The organism is Streptomyces sp. NPDC006476 (assembly GCF_040612015.1).
Classification (GTDB): domain Bacteria; phylum Actinomycetota; class Actinomycetes; order Streptomycetales; family Streptomycetaceae; genus Streptomyces; species Streptomyces griseorubiginosus_B.
In genome coordinates this window covers 1-19,599 of record NZ_JBEXPK010000110.1, presented here as the reverse complement: position 1 = coordinate 19,599, position 19,599 = coordinate 1, and the positions used below count along the sequence as shown (strand labels likewise).

Sequence of the window (19,599 nt, the reverse complement as noted above, 5' to 3'; positions counted from 1 at the left end):
GAGGGTGTCGCCGGTGAATACCGACGAGCTGGAGTACGTCCTGACCAGGGCGGAGCGCCGGGTACTGGAGATCCAGACGAAACTGCACCGTTGGGCCCGCGAGGATTCTCATCGCAGGTTCGATGATCTGTTCAACATCGTTGCCGATCCTGCGTTCCTCCTGGTGGCGTGGGTTCGGGTGCGGGGCAACAAGGGATCCCGCACGGCCGGAGTGGACGGCGAGACGGCCTACTACGTGGAGACCGTGCGGGGCGTCGAGAACTTCCTCGACGGACTGCGGAACTCGATCAAGGATCGTAGTTTCTGCCCGCTCCCGGTCCGCGAACGGATGATCCCCAAGGCGGGCGGCAAGAAGCGCCGTCTGGGGATCGCGACCGTCCGGGACCGGGTGGTGCAGGCGTCCCTGAAGCTGGTGCTGGAGCCGATTTTCGAGGCGGAATTCCTGCCGTGTTCCTACGGGTTCCGTCCGAACCACCGGGCTCATGACGCGGTGGCCGAGGTGCGTCATCTCACCTCTCACTCCTATGAGTGGGTCGTGGAGGGCGACATCAAGGCCTGTTTCGATGAGATCTCGCATCCGGCTCTGATGGACCGGGTCCGCAGGCGCATCGGTGACAGACGTGTCCTGACTCTGGTGAAGGCGTTCTTGAAGTCCGGGATTCTCGGCGAGGACCGGGTACTTCGGGAGACCAGCGCCGGAACCCCGCAGGGGTCGATCCTCTCGCCGTTGCTCAGCAACGTGGCCCTGTCCGTCCTGGACGAGTACATCGCTCAGGGACCGGGCGGGCCTGCGAGTACCTTCAACGACCGGCAGAAGCGTCGTCGGCACGGGCTGCCGAACTACCGGCTCGTCCGTTACGCCGACGACTGGTGCTTGGTCGTGTCGGGCACCAAGACCGACGCGGAGGCACTGCGCGAGGAGATCACCAGGGTCCTCGCCGCGATGGGCCTGCGCCTGTCGCAGGAGAAGACCCTGATCACCCATATCGACGATGGCCTCGACTTTCTCGGGTGGCGTATCCAGCGTCACCGCAAACGAGGCACCAACAAGTACTACGTCTATACCTATCCGGCCCGCAAGGCTCTCAAGGCCGTCACGGGCAAGGTCAAGACGCAGTGCCGCAGGACAGGCACGGATCTGCCGTTCGATGCCCTGCTCACCCGTCTCAACCGGATGCTGCGGGGCTGGTGCGCCTACTTCCGGCCTGGGGTGTCCAGCACGGCCTTTCAGTACCTGAGCTCCTACACCTGGGGCCGGGTCATCTTCTGGCTGCGGCGAAAACACCCAGGACTGAACTGGAAGCAGTTGCGACGCCGCTTCTGCGGCGGTGGCTGGTGGCCGGCCAGCGAGGAAAGAGAACTGTTCAATCCGGCGAAGGTTCGCACCACGCGCTACCGATACCGGGGCTCAGTGATCCCCTCGCCCTGGCAGGTCACGGGATGAGACACCGGGCGGAACCCAGGGCGGGACTTGTGGAGCGCCCGTTGCGTTGAGAGGCGCACGGCGGGTGCGGGAAGCGGTCCGGAGAAACGGGCCGGTCGAAAGGCCGGAACCGCGCTCCGGGCCGACTTCACGGCCTTGAGCTGGATGATCCGGGGTTCGATCACTCGGTGTTGTGCGAGTTTCGGGCCCGGCTGGCCGAACAGGACGGCGCCGCCGACCGGCTGCTGCAGATGATGCTGGACCGGTTGAGGGGGGCCGGCCTGCTCAGGGCCGGGGGCCGTCAACGCACGGATGCCACCCATGTGCTGGCCGCGGTGCGCACCCTCAGCCGCCTGGAACTGGTCGGAGAGACGCTGCGCGCGGCGCTGGAGGAGTTGGCCGAGGCCGCACCCGCCTGGCTGTCGCCGCTGATCGAGCCGGAGTGGGCCAAGCGGTACGGGCGCCGGGTGGAGATCGGCAAACTACCGGGCGGGAAGGCGGCCGTGACCGCACGGGCCGAGGAGTTCGGCCAAGACGGCCAGAAGATCCTCACCGCCGCCTGGGCCGCCGATGCCCCACCCCACCTGCGGCTGCTGCCGCAGGTGGAGATTCTGCGACAGGTCTGGGTCCACCACTACTACTGGGACGCGCACGGATTACTGCGCTGGCGGGACGGCCACGCCCTGCCGCCCGCCTCACTGCGGTTCGACTCCCCCTACGACACCGATGCGCACTACTGCGTCAAACGGGACACCGCCTGGAGCGGCTACCGCACGCATGTCACGGAGACCTGCGACGAGGAACGCCCCGAGCTGGTGGTCCATGTCGCCACCACCATCTCCACCGTCCAGGACATCGAGCTGACCGACACCATCCACGACGACCTCGCCGAGCGGCAGTTGCTGCCCGCTGAGCATGTCGTCGATTCCGGCTACGTCTCCCCGGCACGCATCGAGCGGGCCCGGCGGGTGCACGGCATCACCCTGCTCGGCCCGGTCGTCGCCGACCACAGCAGCCAGGCCAAGGCCCATGCGGGTTTTGACAAGGCGGCCTTCACCATCGACTGGGACAACGAGCAGGCGATCTGCCCACGCGGGGCCACGAGCGTGTCCTGGACCGAGCTGAGGATGAAGGGGAACACTTATCTGCAGGCCCGGTTCGCCGAGGCAGACTGCCGGTCCTGCCCGGACCGCACCCGGTGCACGTCCTCCGCGACCCGGCCCCGCTCAGTCGCCGTGCTGCCCCGGCCGCTGCATGAGATCCAGACACGAAACCGGCTCGACCAGCAGAGCGAGCAGTGGCAGGGCCGTTACGCGATCCGCGCCGGCATCGAGGCCACCCTCTCCCAGAACGTCCGGCCCCACGGGCTGCGACGTTCCCGCTACCGCGGCCTGGCCCGCACCCACATCCAGCACGTCCTCACCGCGATGGCCTGCAACGTCACCCGCATCACCGACTGGATCGACGCCACACCCAGAACACGACGCCGGGCCACGCACTTCCGCGCCCTGTGCTCAGCCACCGCATGACCTGCCCAACATCACCAACAGAGTCCCGGTATTGCTTCTAGACGAGTCATTCCAAATGCTGACGGTGTGTCCGGGAACGCAGACAGGGCGTCCAAGATCGTTGTGTGACGAACAACCTAGACGCCCTGCTGACCGCAACGGACAGGGCTCCCGTGTCGTTGAGAGAGGTGTTCGACGGCTCAACTCGCCGGCACGGGAGCCCCTACCCTGGCGCACTCGACCTGGGCCCCATGCCCCTGGTCGAGTGGGTCACCATGCTCATCGTCACCCGAGTTTTTCAGTAGAGTCATATGACCTTATTTTGAGGAGGCTGGCTGGCTGCGGATTGCGCAACGCCACTACTCCGGGGTTCTGCTAGTGCTGAATTCCTCTTTCGATGGGTATAGCTGCTGATAGCGGGGCGGTTGCGGGTGCTCGGGGGCGGGTGCTGGGTCATGGTGCTGAGGGCACGGCCGAGCCGTGACGAGGGTGAGCAAGCGGTGGTCCACCGCCTGGCGGCTGCCAGGAAGGCACCGAAGATTCTGGTGGAGCGGTGCCGGATGGTCGAGCTGAGCTGGGACGGCTGGCTGGTCCCGCAGATCGCTGACCAGGTCGGGTGCAGTCAGAAAACGGTGCGTCGCTGGCTGCACCGCTTCAACCGCTGCGGGCTTGAAGGCCTGGAGGATCTGGGAGGACAGGGCCGCAAGCGAAGGATCACCGAGGCCGAACGCTCCCGGATCATCGCGATGGTCAAGCAGACCCCGCCCGGTCGGCTTGAGGTGCAGCCGTCGAACGAGATGTGGGCCGCGGACGAGTCGGGGCCCTCGGAGTGGACCTTGGACACACTGGCCGCCGCGGCCCGGGACCGGGGCATCGAGGTCAGCCGCTCCCAAGCGCGCCGGATCCTGCTGGCCGAGGGCGTGCGCTGGCGACGCACGCGCTCCTGGACGCGCTCGAGAGATGCGGACTTCGAGGGAAAAGGACGCGGATCGTCGAGCTCTACACCAGCCCGCCCGCCGGCGCGACGGTCGTCTGCGCCGACGAGCTCGGCCCGGTGATCCCCCGCACCTTCCCCCCGGCGCCGGGCTGGTCACCGGACGGACACCGCATCAAGAACGAGATCGACTACTCCCGCGGCCCGGAGAAAACCTGGGTCTACGGCGCCTTACGCGTCCGCGACGGCCAGGAGCTCACGATGACCGCAACCTCCCGCAACAGCGCCTTCTACCAGCAGTTCCTTCAGCTGGTCGAGGACGCCAACCCCGTGGGAGACATCTACGTGATCACCGACAATCTGTCCTCGCACAACAGCGTGTCCACCCGGACCTGGCTGGAGGACCATCCCCGCATCAGGCACGTGTTCATCCCGGTCGGCGCCTGCTGGCTCAACCTCCAAGAGGGCTGGTGGCGCATCTTCCGCAAGACCGCCCTGGCCGGACGCTCCTTCGGCGACCCAGGCCACATCACCCACGCCACCGAAGTCGCCACAGCCCAGCTCAACACCCGCGCCCAACCCTGGATCTGGGGCAGACCCGCACCACCCACCAGGCACTTACGCCGCCGCTATGTGTACGTCCTTTGAGGAACGCAGCACTACTCAGGTTGAATCCGTGATGTCCGGCTGTGGTGACGGGTCGTGATCCCTGCGGTACGACGTCTCTTCATGCCTTACGCGCAAGGGGGCCGGTTGACACCTGCCGGGCAGGTGAAGCGGGAGGCTGTGCGGCTGGAGGCCGCCAAATGGTTCGAGGCCGGGGCTGGTACGGCGCAGATCGCGGCGGAGTTACGGGTGACGGACCGGTCGGTGCGCCGGTGGCGGGCGGCCTGGCGGCAGGGCGGTGCCGAAGCGTTGGCGTCGGCGGGGCCGATGGCGGTGGAACGGTTGTCCTCGCAGCAGTGGCAGCGGCTGGAGGCGGAGTTGAAACGGGGGCCGCTGGCGCACGGCTTCGACGACGCGGAGCAGGGCTGGACGCTGAAGCGGGTGAAGCTGCTGATCGGCCGGTTGTTCCACGTCGGCTACACCGTTCAGGGCGTGTGGCGGCTGCTCAAGCGGCACGGCTGGAGCTGCCAGGTGCCGGTCCGTCGGGCGCTGGAACGGCTGAGTAACGGTCGGTCCATGCCTCGGTGTTTCCGTGCGGTGCGGGCCTTTGCCGCGGTGGTCCGGATGGCGCCACCGGTGGCCGGTGTGGTCGCGATTGCCTTCGTCTGGCTGACCATGTCGTCCGCTGCGTTCTGCACGTGGGAGTGGGCGACGTAGATGTATCCGCTGGTGAGGTTGTCGCTCATTACTCGTCTCGTCTCGGTCGTCGGTGTGTGAGGGGGCGGGGGGCGGTCAGGCGCGGGTGAGCTGCTGGAACGCGAAGTCGGCCGCGGTGCGGGCCGGATGACGGCCTCGCCGGCGGCGTTCTGGGGCTGCTGGTGCTGTTTCAGGCTCAGCCCGAGGGCGTCGGCCATGTCCTGGTGTTCTTCTGGATGACGCCGCACTGCTCGTCCCATCCTCAGCAGTTGACCGAACTGTCCTCCGGCACTGCCCTGGTGCGCCGTGGAGAGGTTGCCGCGGGTGGCGTTCACGGCCTGCTGGCATCGCGTGACGCCGTTGCGGGCGGCATCTAGTAGGACTCCGTTAGGTCTGTCTCGCGGTCCTGTTTGGGGGCATGTTGGGGGGTGTGGACGCACATGAAGTGAACCGAGCTCGGGCGAAGCTGGCGTTATTCGTAGCTGATGTGTTCGCGTCGGTGCCGCGCAGGGATCAGCGGGCGAAGGGTGACTGCTATCTGCGGGGGCTGATGCTGGACGGGCGGCGTAAGTCGATCCAGCCGATGGCGGAGCGGCTGCCGGACGGTAACGAGCAGAATCTGCAGCAGTTCGTGAACCAGTCGACGTGGGATCCGGTGCCGGTGCGGCGGCGGATCGCGCAGCGGATGGTGCCGCAGATCGGCCCGGATGCCTGGGCGGTCGATGATGTGTCGTTTCCCAAGGACGGCCGGATGTCGGTGGCGGTCGCGCACCAGTACTGCGGCGCTTTGGGCAAGCAGGCCAACTGCCAGGTCGCGGTGAGCGTGCACGCGGTCTCCGACACTGCCTCCTGTCCGCTGCAGTGGCGGTTGTTCGTGCCCGAGGAGTGGGCGCACGATGCCGGACGGCGGTGCAAGACCGGGATGCCGCCGGAGGTGGGGCACCGGGAGAAGTGGCGCCTGGCCCTGGACACTCTCGACGAGTTGGCCGGGTGGGGTCTGGTGCCGCCGGTGGTGGTGGCTGATGCCGGCTACGGGCAGAACGCCGACTTCCGCGACGGCCTGAGCGAGCGGGGCATCGGTTATGTCGTGGCCATCCGTTCGGACGTGACCGTCCACCCGCACGACGCGCAGCCCACCGCCCCGGCCTGGTCCGGAAACGGCCGCAAGCCGCAGCCCCGCTACCGCGACAAGCCGTCCTCGGTCGCCGCGCTCGCGGCCGGTCATGGACGGCGGGCGTTCACCGAGGTGACCTGGCGGGAAGGCTCCCGCGGACCGATGCGCTCGCACTTTCTGGCGCTGCGGGTGCGGCCGGCCGGCATCCGGGCCCGCCGCCTGGCCCAGGCTGCTGCCACCGCGCGGGACGGCTTGTGGGACGGTGTCCTGCCCGAGACCACGCTGCTGGTCGAATGGCCCGAAGACGCCCAAGAACCCACCGGCTACTGGCTGTCCAGTCTGTCCGCCGACACCCCGATCACCACTCTGGTCCGACTGGCGAAGATCCGCTGGCGCATCGAGCACGACTACCGGGAACTCAAGCACGGCCTCGGCCTGGACCACTTCGAGGGACGTTCCTGGGCCGGCTGGCATCACCACGTCACCCTGGTCACCGCCGCCCACGCGTTCCTCACCGAACAGTGCCTGGCCCCAAAAGCCGATACACCGGACTCACCCTCTACCAGATCCTCGACGCCATCCAGGACCTGCTGAACTGCTGGACCGGCACCTGCACCACCTGCCACCGCCCCCTGCCCAGAACATCCACCACCAGCCCAAACCCAAGAGCCAGAGCAACCTAACGGAGTCCTACTAGAAGTCTGCTGAAAATCTCGCGTTCTGGCCCCGGCTCGGTGGAGCCGGGGCCAGTCTTGTTGGCATGCTGGGGGAATGGGCCGGTGAGATGGTCGGGCCGGATGTGTGGGAGACCTGCCGGGAGTTGATCCCGGCAGGCAGTGTGTTCGCGTTCCTGGCCGAGCACCGTGAGGCACTGTTCCCGCCGTCGATGTTCGTGGACATGTACCCCTCGGCGAACGGTCGGCCGAGTCTGCCGCCGCAGGTGCTGGCCGCGACGGTGGTGCTGCAGAGCCTGCAGGGGCTGTCGGACTTCGAGACGGTCCAGGAGTGGTACCGGCACACCACCGTGTGCATGCTCGCCATGGCCTTCCTCACCGCCGTCCGGAGCCGCCACATACCAGCCCCGATGACACCACCCGGCCCCCCACCGTGAACGAGATCCGCCGCCTGTACGACCGAATCGTCCTCGCCCCGCCCGCACCACCCGGACCTGGCTCACCATGCACTGGCACCGCTGGCGCACCCGCCACCAGACCCGAGCCCGCGCCAGCCACTACCGCACCCGGACCGCCCGCGCTCACTCACCGTAAAACCACCGGCTGTAGTACTAGCCGCTCCAGGTTGGCCGGTGTGCGCTACGGGCGGCCTCGTCCGGGCACCGGCCCGGACAACCGTTGTCCGCCTCGGAGGCGGCGTGCGACATGGAAAAAGCTGGTTCCCGAGGGCAGGAACCAGCTTTGGGGTGCGAAGTGAGGGTCAACCGGTGGCGGCGGCCTGGCTGTCCTTGTGCTTGATTAGCATGGCCAGCATTTTGTCGAATTCCTCCGGTGGCATCCTGGCGATCAGGTACATCGCAGCGGATTCACCGTCAGCGTATGGAAACCGCTTCAGTGGCTGACTCCCCACGCCAGCGCCCGTCTCACCGATGGCTTGGACTGGAACGGAAGGCACAGCTTCGCCCTGTTCCTGGGCGGATGTCTTTGCGATCGTCTCCGGACCTCGGCGCGGTCCCGCCGCTGGTGGCTCTTCAGTTGGCAGGAGAGCAGTCGAAGTCTCCGACGGCGTCCCCGGCGATCCGCCACCACCGTCTAGGTCTGTGGCCGCGCGATTGGCCCGTGGAGCCTCACCCGAGGGATCGGTGATTACGCCGTAGTCACCTGAGGGCGCTCCCCCGGTAGTGTGTCCGCCTGCTGGCGTCTGTTGCGCCGCACCGAGTTTCGCCGCTCGTGCTTTCTCTTCTTTGTCTGCCCTCTCCGCCTTGAGTTCTTCCAGGGCTGCGGCCTGCTGCTCGATCGGCTTGTTGCCGACGGCGCGGAGCAGGTCGATGGGTTCCTCGCCGATGCGGGCCTGGAGTTCGGGGGCCAGGTTGAGCAAGGCGAGGCGTTGGGAGATCCAACCTTGGGAACGGTGGAGGCGTTTGGCGAGGGCTCGTTGGCTGCCGTGGATCTCCAGGAGGCGTTGAAGGGCGCGGGCTTCGTCGAGTTCTGCGAGGTCCTGGCGGTGGATGTTGGCGACGAGGGCGGATTCGAGGAGTTCCTCGGGGGTGGTGCCTTGGTCGTCGCTGACCATGACCTTGATGGTGGTGAGGCCGCCCTCGCGGGCGGCAGCGAGGCGGCTGCTGCCGTCGACTACGACGTGGGTGGTGTCGGGGTCGAGGTCGGCTTCGCGCTCGGGGTTGGCCTTGATGTAGGCGTCGCGGTTCATGACCGTGATCGCTTGCTTTTGGCCGTGGGTCTTCAGGCTGCCGGCAAGGTCGGTGAGGTCGCCGAGGGTGGTGCGGGGGTTGTCGGGATTGAGGCTGATCCGGTCGACGGGGAGTTCTGTAGGCGGGGCGATGCCCTCAGTGGGGACGCCTGTGGCGGCGGCGACGGCCTGGCGGCGTGCGCTGACGGGGCGCACGCCGCCGCCGAAGCGGCCGGAGCCCAGCTGGTCTGCCTTGCTCACGAGACCTCCCTTGCTAGGGCGCGCATGCCGACTGCCTGCTGAGACTTGGGGGCGTAGGACAGGAGGGGTTTCTTCACCCGGACGGCTTCCTTTTGTTCCTTGAGGTCTCCGATGAGTCCGACGACTCTCGGGTCCTTTATGTCCACCCAGCCTTGGAGGGATGAGGTGGCGATGTATCCACGGCGGGAGTCGTAAAGGTTGACGACGATGCCGAGGTAGTCGATGTCGATTTGGAGGTCGCCGCGGAGGTCGTCGATCTGTGTGGTGAGCAGTTCGTAGGCGTCGGCGGAACTGTCCTCGGCCTGGACGACGATGAGCGCGCCGGACTGGCCGGGCTTTTCCCCGTCGCGGCGGCGGCCGTAGTAGGCAGCGGCGTCCATGCTGAGGCCGAGGCTGGGCGGGCAGTCGACGATGATTACGTCGTAATCAGCTTCGAGGGGGGCCAGGGCTCGTTCCAGTGCGGCTTCCCTGGCTCGTACGGCGGACAGACGCACGTCGAGCAGGAACGCGTCGTTGCAGGCCGGCAGGAGGTGCAAGCGACCGTCGAAGGTGTCGTCGTCGACGGACACGATGAGATCGCAGAGGTCGCCCTTGGGGTCGCCTGCCATGTGGTTGGTGAGGCTGTCCCCGTTCAGCGGCAGCGGTGTGCCGCCGAGTTGGTTGGTGAGGTGGCATTGCGGGTCGAAGTCGACGAGGAGGACGCGTAGTCCGAGTCCGGGAAGGTTCTCGACGTCGAGCGGGTCGTCTGCGAGTTGGGGCTCGTCGTCGTGTGTCTCACTTGCCCTTACGGCTTTCGCGAGGGCTTTGGCGACGCGTACGGGATGCAGTCTGTTGGGGTCTTCGGCCAGCGCCTCGCCGAGGCCTGCGGTGATGGCGGTCTTGCCGACGCCGCCTTTCTGATTGCAGACGACGATACGGCGAGTGATGGTGGGCCGTTCGATGTCCGGGGCCGGGTTGGTGTAGAGCCACAACTGGACGGCCTGGGCCAGCCCTTGGATGAGGGAGACCTTTCGGTCTGCGGCGATCTGCCGGAATTCCTCCCACTGCCCGGGGGGCAAGAAGGTGGAGAAGGAGTCAGCGCCGGCAGTGTCGACGGATGCGGGGGTGGCAGCCAGGCTGCACCAGTCGCTGATGCCTTGTTCGACGGCGGCCTGGATCTCGATACCGTGCTGAGCGGCTCTGACTTTGAGGTTCTGCCGGAGCCATCCCGGCAGCTTGGAGACGACCTTCTCGCGGTCGCTGGAGGTGACTGGCGAACTCATGGAGGACACCATACTAACGCTCGTGATCATTATCAGCATCAACACGTTAGCTACTTGCCCCTGGAAAAGGGTTTGGGCTGGTGACGGGCCGGTGCTGTGGGACGGCACTGTGCCGCCGGCCTGTCGGCGGTATGTCCCTCACTGGCTGAGAACGGTCATCCGCTGGAGGTTGTAGGCGAAGATCCCCAGTCCGGCCCAGGTCTGGGCGCCGGCCAGGCGGCGCAGGCGCGTGCGACGGAAGCCGAAGCTGCGCTTGAGGTGACTGATACGGGTCTCGACGCCGACCCTGCAGTTGCGCATCCGCCGGAATGGGCGACTTCGCTCATACTCACGCCGTGCCTTTCCCGGCTTCCCGGCTCGTTGCTAGGCCGATCCGCTGGACACCGGGTTCGGCCAGGGCCAGATCGTTGCCCGCGGTACCGAAGCCGCGGTCGGCGACGACTGTGTCAGGCGGGCGGCCAGTCAGTGACACGGCGCGTGCACCGAAGGAACCAGTTGCGGCGCATCGGCCGGATTCCCGCGCTGGACCTGGTGGTCGACGATGAAGCCGCGTTCGTCCTCGGCCACGAGCGCGGTATAGCCGAACTGGGTGGGGTGCTGGGGCTTGCCCTTGCGGATCGGCCGGGCGTCGGGGTCGGGGTCGGCCAACGAGACCAGCCGGTCGGGGATGGTGCGGATGCCCGCAAGTCGCAAGGCGGTCTGCTCCAGCAGTCGGCGGGTGCCCGCCGTGGTCCTGGCCAGCTCGCCCACGAGGTGCGCAAGGCGTCCCGAAGGCCGCTTGCCCAGCGTGCGCCGGGCATTGCGCTCCACCGCCGCCACGTCCCGCAACGTCGCGCGGGCCACGGCGGCGATCTCACCGGTGAGCCGGTCGATCTCCCCCAGCGCCTGGCCGGTGCGTCGCCGCAGCGTGCGCGAGATCTCCTTCAGACGGCGTCCCGCTGACCGGCTGTGATCCCGGAAGCAGGTGCGCCTGGCTGCCCCGGACGCCTTGATCCGCCCCACCAGCCGGCCCAGCTTGCGTACCCTGTGTTCGAGCAGGTCGGCGTCCGTGGGGTGGTCGATGTCGGCTTCCGTCACGGTCGTGTCGATGCGCAGCTTGCGGCACCGCAGCAGCTTGTCCTCAACCAGCTTGCCCAGCAGGGCGGCGTTCAGCTCTTGCACCGTCTGCGCTCCGCTGCGGTGCACCAGCCTGATCAGCGTGGTCGGGTGCGGCACCGGGGAGGCCAGCGGGATGCGGCAGAACCGGCGCCAGCTGAGCGAGTCCGCGACCTCACGGCACAGGGTCTCGTAACCCAGCTGGTAGCGGTGCTTGAGATGCAGCAGGCGCAGCAGCGTCTCCACCGGAACCGAAGGCCGCCCCAGCCGCTCGGCGAACACCGCCCGCCACGGAGCGATGAATCGCTCGTCGTCCAAGAACGCATCGACCCGGGCCAGTTCAGCGGGTAACTGCCGCGCATGCTCCGGCAGCACCTCCCACCAGGCGTCCTGCACTCAAGCGACACGCAACACCGCCGCCACCCCCGCCCCCAAGACCCGCCTCCACTGTGGCGGGCATGGCCCGGCCCTCACCAGCTCTCCCCAAAGGACAACTCAGAGGCAGACCCCGACTTCTTCAGGGGCAACTAGACCAAGTTGTGGTGAACTTGTCTCGCTGAAGGTGGGCCAGTCTCGGTCGATCTGAGTCATCTGGCCTTGCGTCCCGGTCGACCTGGGCCATCTACCGATCCGTCTCGCTCTTTGTGAGCCACTGCCGTGCCCGGCTGCCTATGGTCGTTTGCACGTGGTCAGCGCCGGGTGGGGGTGGCTGGTGGAGGCTGAGGACTTCTCGCTGGAGTACGTCGACTGTCATGGTGAGCTGCACAGCGGGCCGCTTGAGGCGATGTGGTCGATGCGTTTCGAGGCTGCCGGGCAGGTAAGGACGTTCCTGTCGTATCGGGGGCAGGGCAACTTTCCCGGCTGGTACTGGGCTGCTACCAGTGGCGAGTTGGTGGGCTTCGAGTCGTGGGGCCATCCAGGACGCTGCGGAACACCCTGTCGGAGACAGCCCAACTGCGACTGAGACCCCTCAACTGGCCGCTCCGAGCGTCGCAGTTGGCCACAGCGCCGGGGCGGGCTGAATGAACCCGAATGCCGCAGCAAGCCCTTACCATGCTCGGTCATGACCGATGACGTGCTCAACTACTCGCTGCGCGGGCCCTTCACGTCTCTGGACGCGAGCCAGCTCCCGCTCATCGAGGGACTACCAGACGATCCCGTCGGCATCTGCGCCGCAGTTCAAGGCCTGGTCATCCAGCCCACGGACGCCGCGGCGTCAGGGATTCCTGAGGACCGGGTCGCTGAGAAGAACATTCGGCCAGTCAACTTTGCCGCGCTGACTGCCCTGGACCCGAGCACCTGCACCGGCCTCGAACGCCCGAAACGCGGGTGATCGGCACCTGCCGTCACTTCGCCACGATCGCCTGCGCAATCTTGCGGACGAGAGGTGTCGCCTCCCGCGCCCGGTGCGGTTTCGGCACCTACTTCCAGGAAGGGCGCGGCTTCGACCACTGGATCACCGAGTACTGGGACGACGACCAGCGCCGATGGGTGCGCGTCGATACCGAACATCTCGGCAAGGACTTTGTCGCTCGCCCAGACGATCTCGCTCCGGGCGAGTTCCTCACCGGCGGCGAGGCATGGACTCAATACCGAGGCGGCATGATCGATCCGCACCCGTTCGGCACGGCTGGCACCGATCATGCCTGGGGACCGCATGAGATCAGCGGCAACGTCGTCCGCGACCTCGCCGCGCTCTGCAAGCAGGAGACCCTGAACTGGGACGAGTGGGGCCGCATGGCCGCGGCTTACGAGGGCAAGACCGGACCCGATTACGACCAGCTGATCGACATGGTCTCCGATGCCTGCTCCAAGGATGATCCGCCTACCTTGACCCGTCTGTTCGCCCACCCGGACCTGGCCGTCCCCCAGCACATCATCGGTTGAGGCCGACCCACGACTCCGAACCCGCTGGCTCAGGTTGAGCGAGACGACCTCGGGATCCGTGTCTCACTCAATCTGAACCACCGCTGGTCAGAGAGCCTCGATGTCTCAGATCTATCGAGACGGGTCATGTGGCTGTCTCCTGGTCTCCCCCAAGTGATTACGGCGTAATCACTTGGGACGCGGTGCAGCGCTGCCCTCAAGTGATTACGGCGTAATTGCCCTGTCTCCGTGGAGGTGGCCAGGTCTCACTTGGCCTGGCCACGTTCAGTGAAAATCTCGGCCATGTGGCCAGGTGCCCCGCTGTCCATCCGGGTGGCTGCGGCGGTTCCGCCGAGCGGGGCCGATCCGTTTGAGGTGGAATACGTCGACGGCATGGGCCGGGTAGTCCGTTCGGCTCTGGCGCAGTGCTGGCATGTCCGGTTCGAGGACTGCCGCCCGTCCCGGGCGTTTCCCCGTTTACCGGTGTCAGAAGAACTTCACCGGTTGGTGGTGGACCGCGACGACAGGCACGCACGTGGGCTACGAGTCGTGGCTGGAGCGAGCGGTGCTGATCGGCCTCGACTTCGACCCGCATGTGGTGGGTATCTCGTCGCAGCCGTTCTGGCTGCACTGGTTCGACGGGACAAGGCCGCGGCGGCATGCACCGGGCTATTTCGTGCGCCACGCCGACGGTTCGGCGGGCGTGGTCGATGTCCGGGCGGATGACCGGATTGAAGCTCGGGACGCTGAGGCGTTCGCGGGCATGGCGGAGGCATGCGCCTGGGCGGGCTGGGGTTTCAAGCGAATCGGGCAACCTCCCGCGGTGCGAGAGGCGAATCTTCGGTGGCTGGCTGGCTACTGGCACCCGCGCTGCATGAGAGGGAGCGCCGTCCGGAAGACCGGGCGGTAGCACGCGTGATCTGAGAGGGGACTGGCAAGATGGACGCATGAGCGAGGACGCGTTGGAAGCAGCCCAGCGGGCATACCAGTCGGCGCAGGAAGCGCTGCATTCCGCCCGCCGGGAGCTGGCCGAGGCCGTCCTGGATGCCTATGCGGATGGCGAGCCGATCGGCCGGATCGCCGAACGCACTGGTCAGAGCACCACCAGTGTCTGGAACACCCTCGCCGTCCACGGCATCACACCCCTCAGCCGCATCAACGGCTCCGCCTGACAGCCGCCGCTTCCTTCCGAGCCCGGAGCACAGGCCGCCGGACGAGGTGCGGCGGCCTGTGAAGCCGGTTTGCCGGTGTTCGGTCAAAAGAGCGCCAGGCCTTCGCCGTTGGGGTCGGCGATGACGGGCCGGGGTTCGGCAGGCAGGCCGTCGAGGCGGTCGGGGCCGGCTGCGGCCGCCACAGCGGGGGCGGTCTCGGCCAGCCAGGTACGGAACCGCTCGGCTGCTTCCCGGTAGGGCACCTGTGCCAGGACGCGGTGCTCGCCCGAGGGGCAGAAGTCGACGGAGACGGTGAGCAGGCAGGAGCGGGGGGTGTTCTGGCTGCCCGTCCATGAGACGCGCAGCACTCCGCAGGGTTTCCGCCCGCGGGAGCCGGGGTGGGTGGGGCGCAGGGTGCGCGTGGCTGTGTGGGCGGTCCATGCGGCGAGGTGCGGCAGAGGCAGGGTGGTGCGGGTGCGGCAGCCCGGACAGCGGTGCCAGTGGCGCAGCCAGCCGATCGCGTCGGTGTCGAAGAGGCGCCGGTAGCGGCCGGCGACGCGGATGTCGTTGTCGTACAGGTGGTCGGGGCGCTCCAGCGTGCGGCCGGTAAGACCTCTTCCCCCGCGCGTGACGGTATGGCCTGAACTTGCTTAGGGGTGACGGTGCATGGTGAAGTCTGGCGGTGGGCGTGCGCGGTGAGAATCGTCCCGGATGGTGATGGAGCGGAAGAGCGTGGCACGGATCGTCGTACGAGAACCGGGTACGGGCGCGATGAGTGCACCGCCGCTGGCCGACCCCGAGGCGGCCACTTGGGCACGGGAGTTGCTCGATGGGGGCTGGGCGGTGGTGTTCCTGCCCGGAGAGCCGGCCCGTCTCGGGCGGATGCTGCTCTGGCAGCCCGCCGGTGTGTTCGCCGAGGACGCTGGCAGGCCTCCAGGTGTGGCGATCGACTCGGTGGAACTGGTGTTGCCGCACGGTCGCTCGATCAGACGGCGCAGGGTGGACGGCTACGTGCTGCCCGTCGCTGTCGCCGTGTCCGCCTTGGCGGCAGCACAGCCGCCGCATCCGTCCGCCACCGCCTGGCAGGCCGCCGCCCGGTTCGCGCTGCGGCTGCTCGCGGACGGCCGCCTCCACCCGGCTCTCACCCCCTCCGGGTACGACACCTGGCAGGCGGGCCCATTCACCGCCGCCCAACGGCAGACACTGCAGGCTCTGGCCGCCGCGTTCCCGCCCCACGCCCACTGCCTGCCCGAACCCGGGCCGCCACCGGTGCGTATCGCCGAACCGGCGGCCCTGATACGCCAGTTCTGCGACGCGGTCGCCGATGACCTGGTCCGTACCCCGGCTGCCACGCTCGCCATGGGAGCGCTGCCGTACGCCTGGCGCGAGGCGCGTGCCGTGCCCGCACTGCGCGAGTGGGCTGAAGAGACCACCGCTGCGCTCACCGCCAAGGTCGGCGTCTCGCTGCGCGTCGACCTGCCCGAAGGACGGCGTCGGCAGTTCAAGGCCGTCCTGCAGTTGCACGCCGCGGCGGATCCGGCGCTCCTCGTCGAGGCCACGCGGCTATGGAGCGATCCGGCCGAGGTCGAGCGGCTGCTCGGCCCGCGCGCCGAGACCGAGACGCTGCTCGCGCTGCGCCGCGGCGCCCGCGTCTGGCCTCCGCTCCAGCGGCTGCTGAAGGACGCCACCCCCGACGAGCTCCGGCTGACCGATGATGAAGCCTTCGACCTGCTGGGCGACGCCACCGACACGCTGCGCGCGGCCGGTATTGACGTGCACTGGCCGCGCGAGCTGGTGAAGGCGCTCACCGCGACGGCGGAAATCGGGCAGCGCACCGCCCCCGGCTCCAGCGTCGGCGGTCTTCTCGACGCCGACGCCCTGCTCGACTTCCGCTGGCAGATCTCGCTCGGCGGAGAGCCGCTCACCGACGCCGAGATGGACGCCCTCGCCGAGGCTCGCCGCCCCCTCGTCCGGCTACGCGACCAGTGGGTGGTCGCCGACCCGAAGCTGGTGGCCCGCGCCAGACGCCGCCGTTTGGAACCGCTTACCCCCATGGAGGCGCTGAGCGCCGCGCTGACAGGCGAGGTGGAAAGGGGTGGCGACCCGATCCCCTGCGAGGCGGTCGGCACGCTCGGCGACCTCGTCGCGCGTATCCGCGATCCCGAATCCCGTATCCCCGCCCCACAGCCCGCCGCGCTCAAGGCCACGTTGCGTGACTATCAGAAGCGGGGCCTGGCCTGGATGGCCGCGATGTGTGAACTCGGCCTCGGCGCATGCCTCGCCGACGACATGGGCCTGGGCAAGACCATCACCCTTCTCGCCCTGCATCTGCACCGCCAGACCAACCCCGCCACCGCGGGCCCCACGCTCGTCGTCTGCCCCGCCTCCCTGCTCGGCAACTGGCAACGCGAGGCAGCCAGGTTCGCGCCATCCACCCCTGTACGCCGCTACCACGGCGGCGACCGCCACCTCAAGGACCTCGCTGGCGACGAGATCGTCCTGGCCACCTATGGGGTGCTGCGTCGCGACCGCGAAGCCCTCGCCGAGGCGACTTGGTCGCTGGTCGCCGCAGACGAGGCCCAGCACGTCAAGAACCCCTACGCCGTCACCGCCCGCGAATTGCGCGCCCTGCCCGCCCGCGCCCGCATCGCTCTGACCGGCACCCCCGTAGAGAACAACATCTCCGAACTGTGGGCGCTCCTCGACTGGACCACACCTGGCCTCCTCGGACCGCTCAGCACCTTCCGCGACCGGCACGCCCGCCCGGTCGAGGCGGGTGAGGACCCCGAGGCCGCCGAGCGTTTGTCCCGTCTCATTCGTCCCTTCGTGCTGCGTCGCAGGAAGTCCGATCCGGGGATCGCGCCCGAACTGCCCGCCAAGACCGAGACCGACCGCATCGTGTCGCTGACGGCCGAACAGACAAGCTTGTACGAGGCGGTGGTCCGGGAGACGATGGCGAGGATCGAGGCGTCCGAGGGCATCGCCCGGCGCGGCCTGGTGCTCATGCTGCTCACCGCTCTGAAGCAGATCTGCAACCACCCGGCCCAGTACCTGCGCCAGTCCGCGCCGCTGCGTGGCCGCAGCGGCAAGCTAGACCTCCTCGACGAGCTGATCGACACCATCACCGCCGAGGGCGAGTCGGTCCTGGTCTTCACCCAGTACACGAAAATGGCGTCCCTCCTGGAAAAGCACCTCGCCGAACGCGGCGTTACCACCCTCTTCTTGCACGGCGGCACTCCCGTCGTGCAGCGCGAGCAGATGGTGGAACGCTTCCAGCGCGGTGACATCCCGGTGTTCCTGCTGTCGTTGAAGGCCGCTGGCACCGGGCTCAACCTCACCCGCGCCACCCATGTCGTGCACTACGACCGCTGGTGGAACCCGGCCGTCGAGGACCAGGCCACCGACCGCGCTTACCGCATCGGCCAGAACAAACCCGTGCAGGTCCACAAACTCATCGCGGAAGGCACCGTGGAGGACAAGGTCGCGAGGCTGCTGGAATCCAAGCGCGCACTCGCCGACGCCGTCGTCGGCTCCGGTGAGGCCGCCCTGACCGAACTGTCCGACGCTGACCTCGCCGAACTCGTCGTCCTGCGGAGGCAGCCATGAGCCCCGCTATCCCAGGCCAGCGCCGGGTGCCCGCCCACGGCAAGCGCGCCTTCACGACGACCTGGTGGGGCCAGGCATGGGTGACGGCCCTGGAGGACTCCACCCTGGAGGCCGGCCGTCTCTCACGCGGACGCACCTACGCCCGCAAGGGCATGGTCCGCCAGATCACCGTCGCGCCGGGGCAGATCAAGGCCTCCGTCCAGGGCAGCCTCCCGCGCCCGTACCGATCCTCGGTCCACCTGCCCGTCCTCACCGACACCCAGTGGGACACCCTGCTCGACACCGTCGCGGCCCGTGCCGAGCATCTCGCCGCGCTCCTCGACGGCGAGATGCCCGCCGAACTCGTCGACGACACCCGCCAGGCAGGCGTACCGCTGCTGCCCCAGCCCACCGAACTCGACCCGGACTGTTCCTGCCCCGACTGGGGCTACCCATGCAAGCACGCCGCCGCGCTCTGCTACGCCATCGCCGCCACCATCGACGCCGACCCGTTCGTACTCTTCGCGCTGCGCGGCCGCAGCCGCGAGGAGGTCCTCGCCCAGCTGCGCGCACGCCGTAGGGCATCCCAGGAGACAGCCACCCCGCAGGCCCCCGCTGGCGTTCCGGCCGCGGCGGCGTACAGCCGTTGGGCCGAACACACACACCGACTGCCCGAGCCCCCCGAACCGGCTGCCCACGCCACCGCATTGCCCATCTCCCCGCCGTCCGGCACCGGCCTGGCCACCACGGACCTGGAGCGCCTCATGTCCGACGCCGCCACACGCGCCGCGCGACTCCTCGCAGGCGACACCACCAGCCTGCACCTGACCCAGAACCTGGACGCCGTACGCATCGCCGCGAGCGCCCCCGGACCCGAATGGTTCCACCACCTGATCCAGAACACCGGCGCCAAACCCGCCGTCTTCGCCCGCCTCACCCGTGCCTGGCGCTACGGCGGCTCAACCGGCGTCACCGTCGCGGAAGAGTCCCACAGCCCGGACCCGTCAGCGATGACAACGGCGCGCGCCGCCCTGGCCACGGCTCTCACCGAGATGACCGACGTCCCCGCCCGTCTCAGGGCCTGGCGCAACCGCCTCACCCTCACCGACCACGACATCCAGCTCCGCTTGGGCCCCGACACCCGCTGGTACCCCTACCTCCGGGACAACGACGGCGAATGGTGGCCCGCGGCACCCTCCGGTGCCGACCCGGTCGCGGCACTCACCCCCGTCTGGGAACAGCGCTCACCAAAACATTCAACCGGGCAAACACCGTTGCAGTACTAAAACGTACCTGGCTCAAGGGTCGAATTTTTGAAACCTGGGACATTGTGGCACAGGTGTTCGATTACGTCACGCCAGAGGGGAACCCGGTGCGCATGCGGGTTTGCCGTAGGAGCACCGTCGCCTGGCGCGGGCCGGTGATGTGCAGAGGGCCTGTACTGGTCAGCAGTCCAGCGCACCTTCGGTGCGCGCCGGGGGCGTGGTAAATGCCGTGGCGTGCGCCGGAGGTGCTTCTGTCTGCCCTGACGAGGACGGACCCCGTTCGGGATCATGAAGTGTTCGTTCCAGCCGAAACCGATGCCTCTGTGATGCTGTGCAGCTCGCTGGTCAGCATGGTACTGAGGGCCGACAACGGGGACGCGGGCCAGGAGCCAGCCCGTATGGAAGGGCCAAACGGCGCCGCCAGGGTCTGCCCAACTACCGCCTCGTGCGGTATGCGGACGACTGGTGCCTG

The 19,599-nt window shown here is 68.2% G+C and carries 17 protein-coding genes and 1 pseudogene; 14 read left to right on the top strand and 4 right to left on the bottom strand.

Annotated elements, in window-relative coordinates:
* The 8 genes from ltrA to ABZZ74_RS48460 all read left to right on the top strand — a co-directional run.
* Positions 1-1,444 (top strand): group II intron reverse transcriptase/maturase (gene ltrA / locus ABZZ74_RS48495; RefSeq protein ID WP_356950529.1); only part of this gene is annotated, 1,444 nt, incomplete at its 5' end.
* 167 nt (positions 1,445-1,611) lie between these two features.
* On the top strand, positions 1,612-2,952 hold the full coding sequence (locus tag ABZZ74_RS48490) for a transposase (protein ID WP_356950528.1): 1,341 nt from the start codon (positions 1,612-1,614) through the stop codon (positions 2,950-2,952).
* A gap of 539 nt (positions 2,953-3,491) precedes the next feature.
* Complete coding sequence (locus ABZZ74_RS48485; RefSeq protein WP_356950527.1) at positions 3,492-3,989, top strand: helix-turn-helix domain-containing protein; 498 nt, start codon at positions 3,492-3,494, stop codon at positions 3,987-3,989.
* Positions 3,986-4,513, top strand: coding sequence for a transposase (locus tag ABZZ74_RS48480; protein ID WP_356950526.1), 528 nt, complete (start codon positions 3,986-3,988; stop codon positions 4,511-4,513). Before ABZZ74_RS48485 ends, ABZZ74_RS48480 begins: the two co-directional genes overlap by 4 nt.
* Positions 4,514-4,567: 54 nt before the next feature.
* Positions 4,568-5,188, top strand: coding sequence for a winged helix-turn-helix domain-containing protein (locus ABZZ74_RS48475; protein ID WP_356950525.1), 621 nt, complete (start codon positions 4,568-4,570; stop codon positions 5,186-5,188).
* A gap of 161 nt (positions 5,189-5,349) precedes the next feature.
* The gene (locus ABZZ74_RS48470) at positions 5,350-5,544 is read left to right on the top strand and encodes a hypothetical protein (protein WP_356950524.1); all 195 of its coding nucleotides are present in this window, start codon (positions 5,350-5,352) and stop codon (positions 5,542-5,544) included.
* Positions 5,545-5,597: 53 nt separating this feature from the next.
* Positions 5,598-6,875 carry an IS701 family transposase gene (locus tag ABZZ74_RS48465; RefSeq protein ID WP_356950523.1) on the top strand — a complete coding sequence of 426 codons (1,278 nt, stop codon included), beginning with the start codon at positions 5,598-5,600 and terminating at the stop codon, positions 6,873-6,875.
* Positions 6,876-7,041: 166 nt separating this feature from the next.
* The gene (locus ABZZ74_RS48460; protein ID WP_356950522.1) at positions 7,042-7,392 is read left to right on the top strand and encodes a transposase; all 351 of its coding nucleotides are present in this window, start codon (positions 7,042-7,044) and stop codon (positions 7,390-7,392) included.
* 323 nt (positions 7,393-7,715) lie between these two features.
* On the opposite strand, the gene ABZZ74_RS48455 is transcribed toward ABZZ74_RS48460, so the two are convergent.
* The 3 genes and pseudogenes from ABZZ74_RS48455 to ABZZ74_RS48445 form a co-directional block, all read right to left on the bottom strand.
* Entirely contained in the window at positions 7,716-8,903 is a 1,188-nt protein-coding gene (locus ABZZ74_RS48455; RefSeq protein WP_356950521.1) for a ParB/RepB/Spo0J family partition protein, read from the bottom strand.
* Positions 8,900-10,165, bottom strand: a complete 1,266-nt coding sequence (locus ABZZ74_RS48450) for a ParA family protein (protein WP_356950531.1) — start codon at positions 10,163-10,165, stop codon at positions 8,900-8,902. The genes ABZZ74_RS48455 and ABZZ74_RS48450 overlap by 4 nt, the downstream gene beginning before the upstream one ends.
* A 138-nt stretch (positions 10,166-10,303) precedes the next feature.
* Positions 10,304-11,656, bottom strand: a pseudogene (locus tag ABZZ74_RS48445) (ISNCY family transposase).
* A 667-nt stretch (positions 11,657-12,323) separates the two neighbouring features.
* On the opposite strand from ABZZ74_RS48445, the gene ABZZ74_RS48440 reads away from it, so the two are divergent.
* From ABZZ74_RS48440 to ABZZ74_RS48425, 4 genes are all read left to right on the top strand, one after another.
* Positions 12,324-12,593: a hypothetical protein gene (locus ABZZ74_RS48440; protein WP_356950520.1), complete on the top strand. Its 270-nt coding sequence runs from the start codon at positions 12,324-12,326 to the stop codon at positions 12,591-12,593.
* Positions 12,590-13,147 (top strand): transglutaminase-like domain-containing protein, encoded by a 558-nt coding sequence (locus tag ABZZ74_RS48435; RefSeq protein WP_356950519.1) that lies wholly within the window; start codon positions 12,590-12,592, stop codon positions 13,145-13,147. Before ABZZ74_RS48440 ends, ABZZ74_RS48435 begins: the two co-directional genes overlap by 4 nt.
* A 412-nt stretch (positions 13,148-13,559) precedes the next feature.
* Complete coding sequence (locus ABZZ74_RS48430; RefSeq protein ID WP_356950518.1) at positions 13,560-14,036, top strand: TnsA-like heteromeric transposase endonuclease subunit; 477 nt, start codon at positions 13,560-13,562, stop codon at positions 14,034-14,036.
* A gap of 37 nt (positions 14,037-14,073) precedes the next feature.
* A complete protein-coding gene (locus ABZZ74_RS48425) occupies positions 14,074-14,298 on the top strand; it encodes a hypothetical protein (protein ID WP_356950517.1) in 225 nt (74 codons plus the stop codon).
* Positions 14,299-14,381: 83 nt separating this feature from the next.
* Here the strand turns inward: ABZZ74_RS48425 and ABZZ74_RS48420 are convergent, their stop codons facing one another.
* The gene (locus tag ABZZ74_RS48420; RefSeq protein ID WP_356950516.1) at positions 14,382-14,645 is read right to left on the bottom strand and encodes a hypothetical protein; all 264 of its coding nucleotides are present in this window, start codon (positions 14,643-14,645) and stop codon (positions 14,382-14,384) included.
* A gap of 514 nt (positions 14,646-15,159) precedes the next feature.
* Between ABZZ74_RS48420 and ABZZ74_RS48415 the strand changes: the two genes are divergently transcribed.
* Positions 15,160-17,883 carry a DEAD/DEAH box helicase gene (locus tag ABZZ74_RS48415; RefSeq protein ID WP_356950530.1) on the top strand — a complete coding sequence of 908 codons (2,724 nt, stop codon included), beginning with the start codon at positions 15,160-15,162 and terminating at the stop codon, positions 17,881-17,883.
* Entirely contained in the window at positions 17,880-19,148 is a 1,269-nt protein-coding gene (locus ABZZ74_RS48410; RefSeq protein ID WP_356950515.1) for an SWIM zinc finger family protein, read from the top strand. Before ABZZ74_RS48415 ends, ABZZ74_RS48410 begins: the two co-directional genes overlap by 4 nt.
* Positions 19,149-19,599 lie beyond the last annotated feature (451 nt).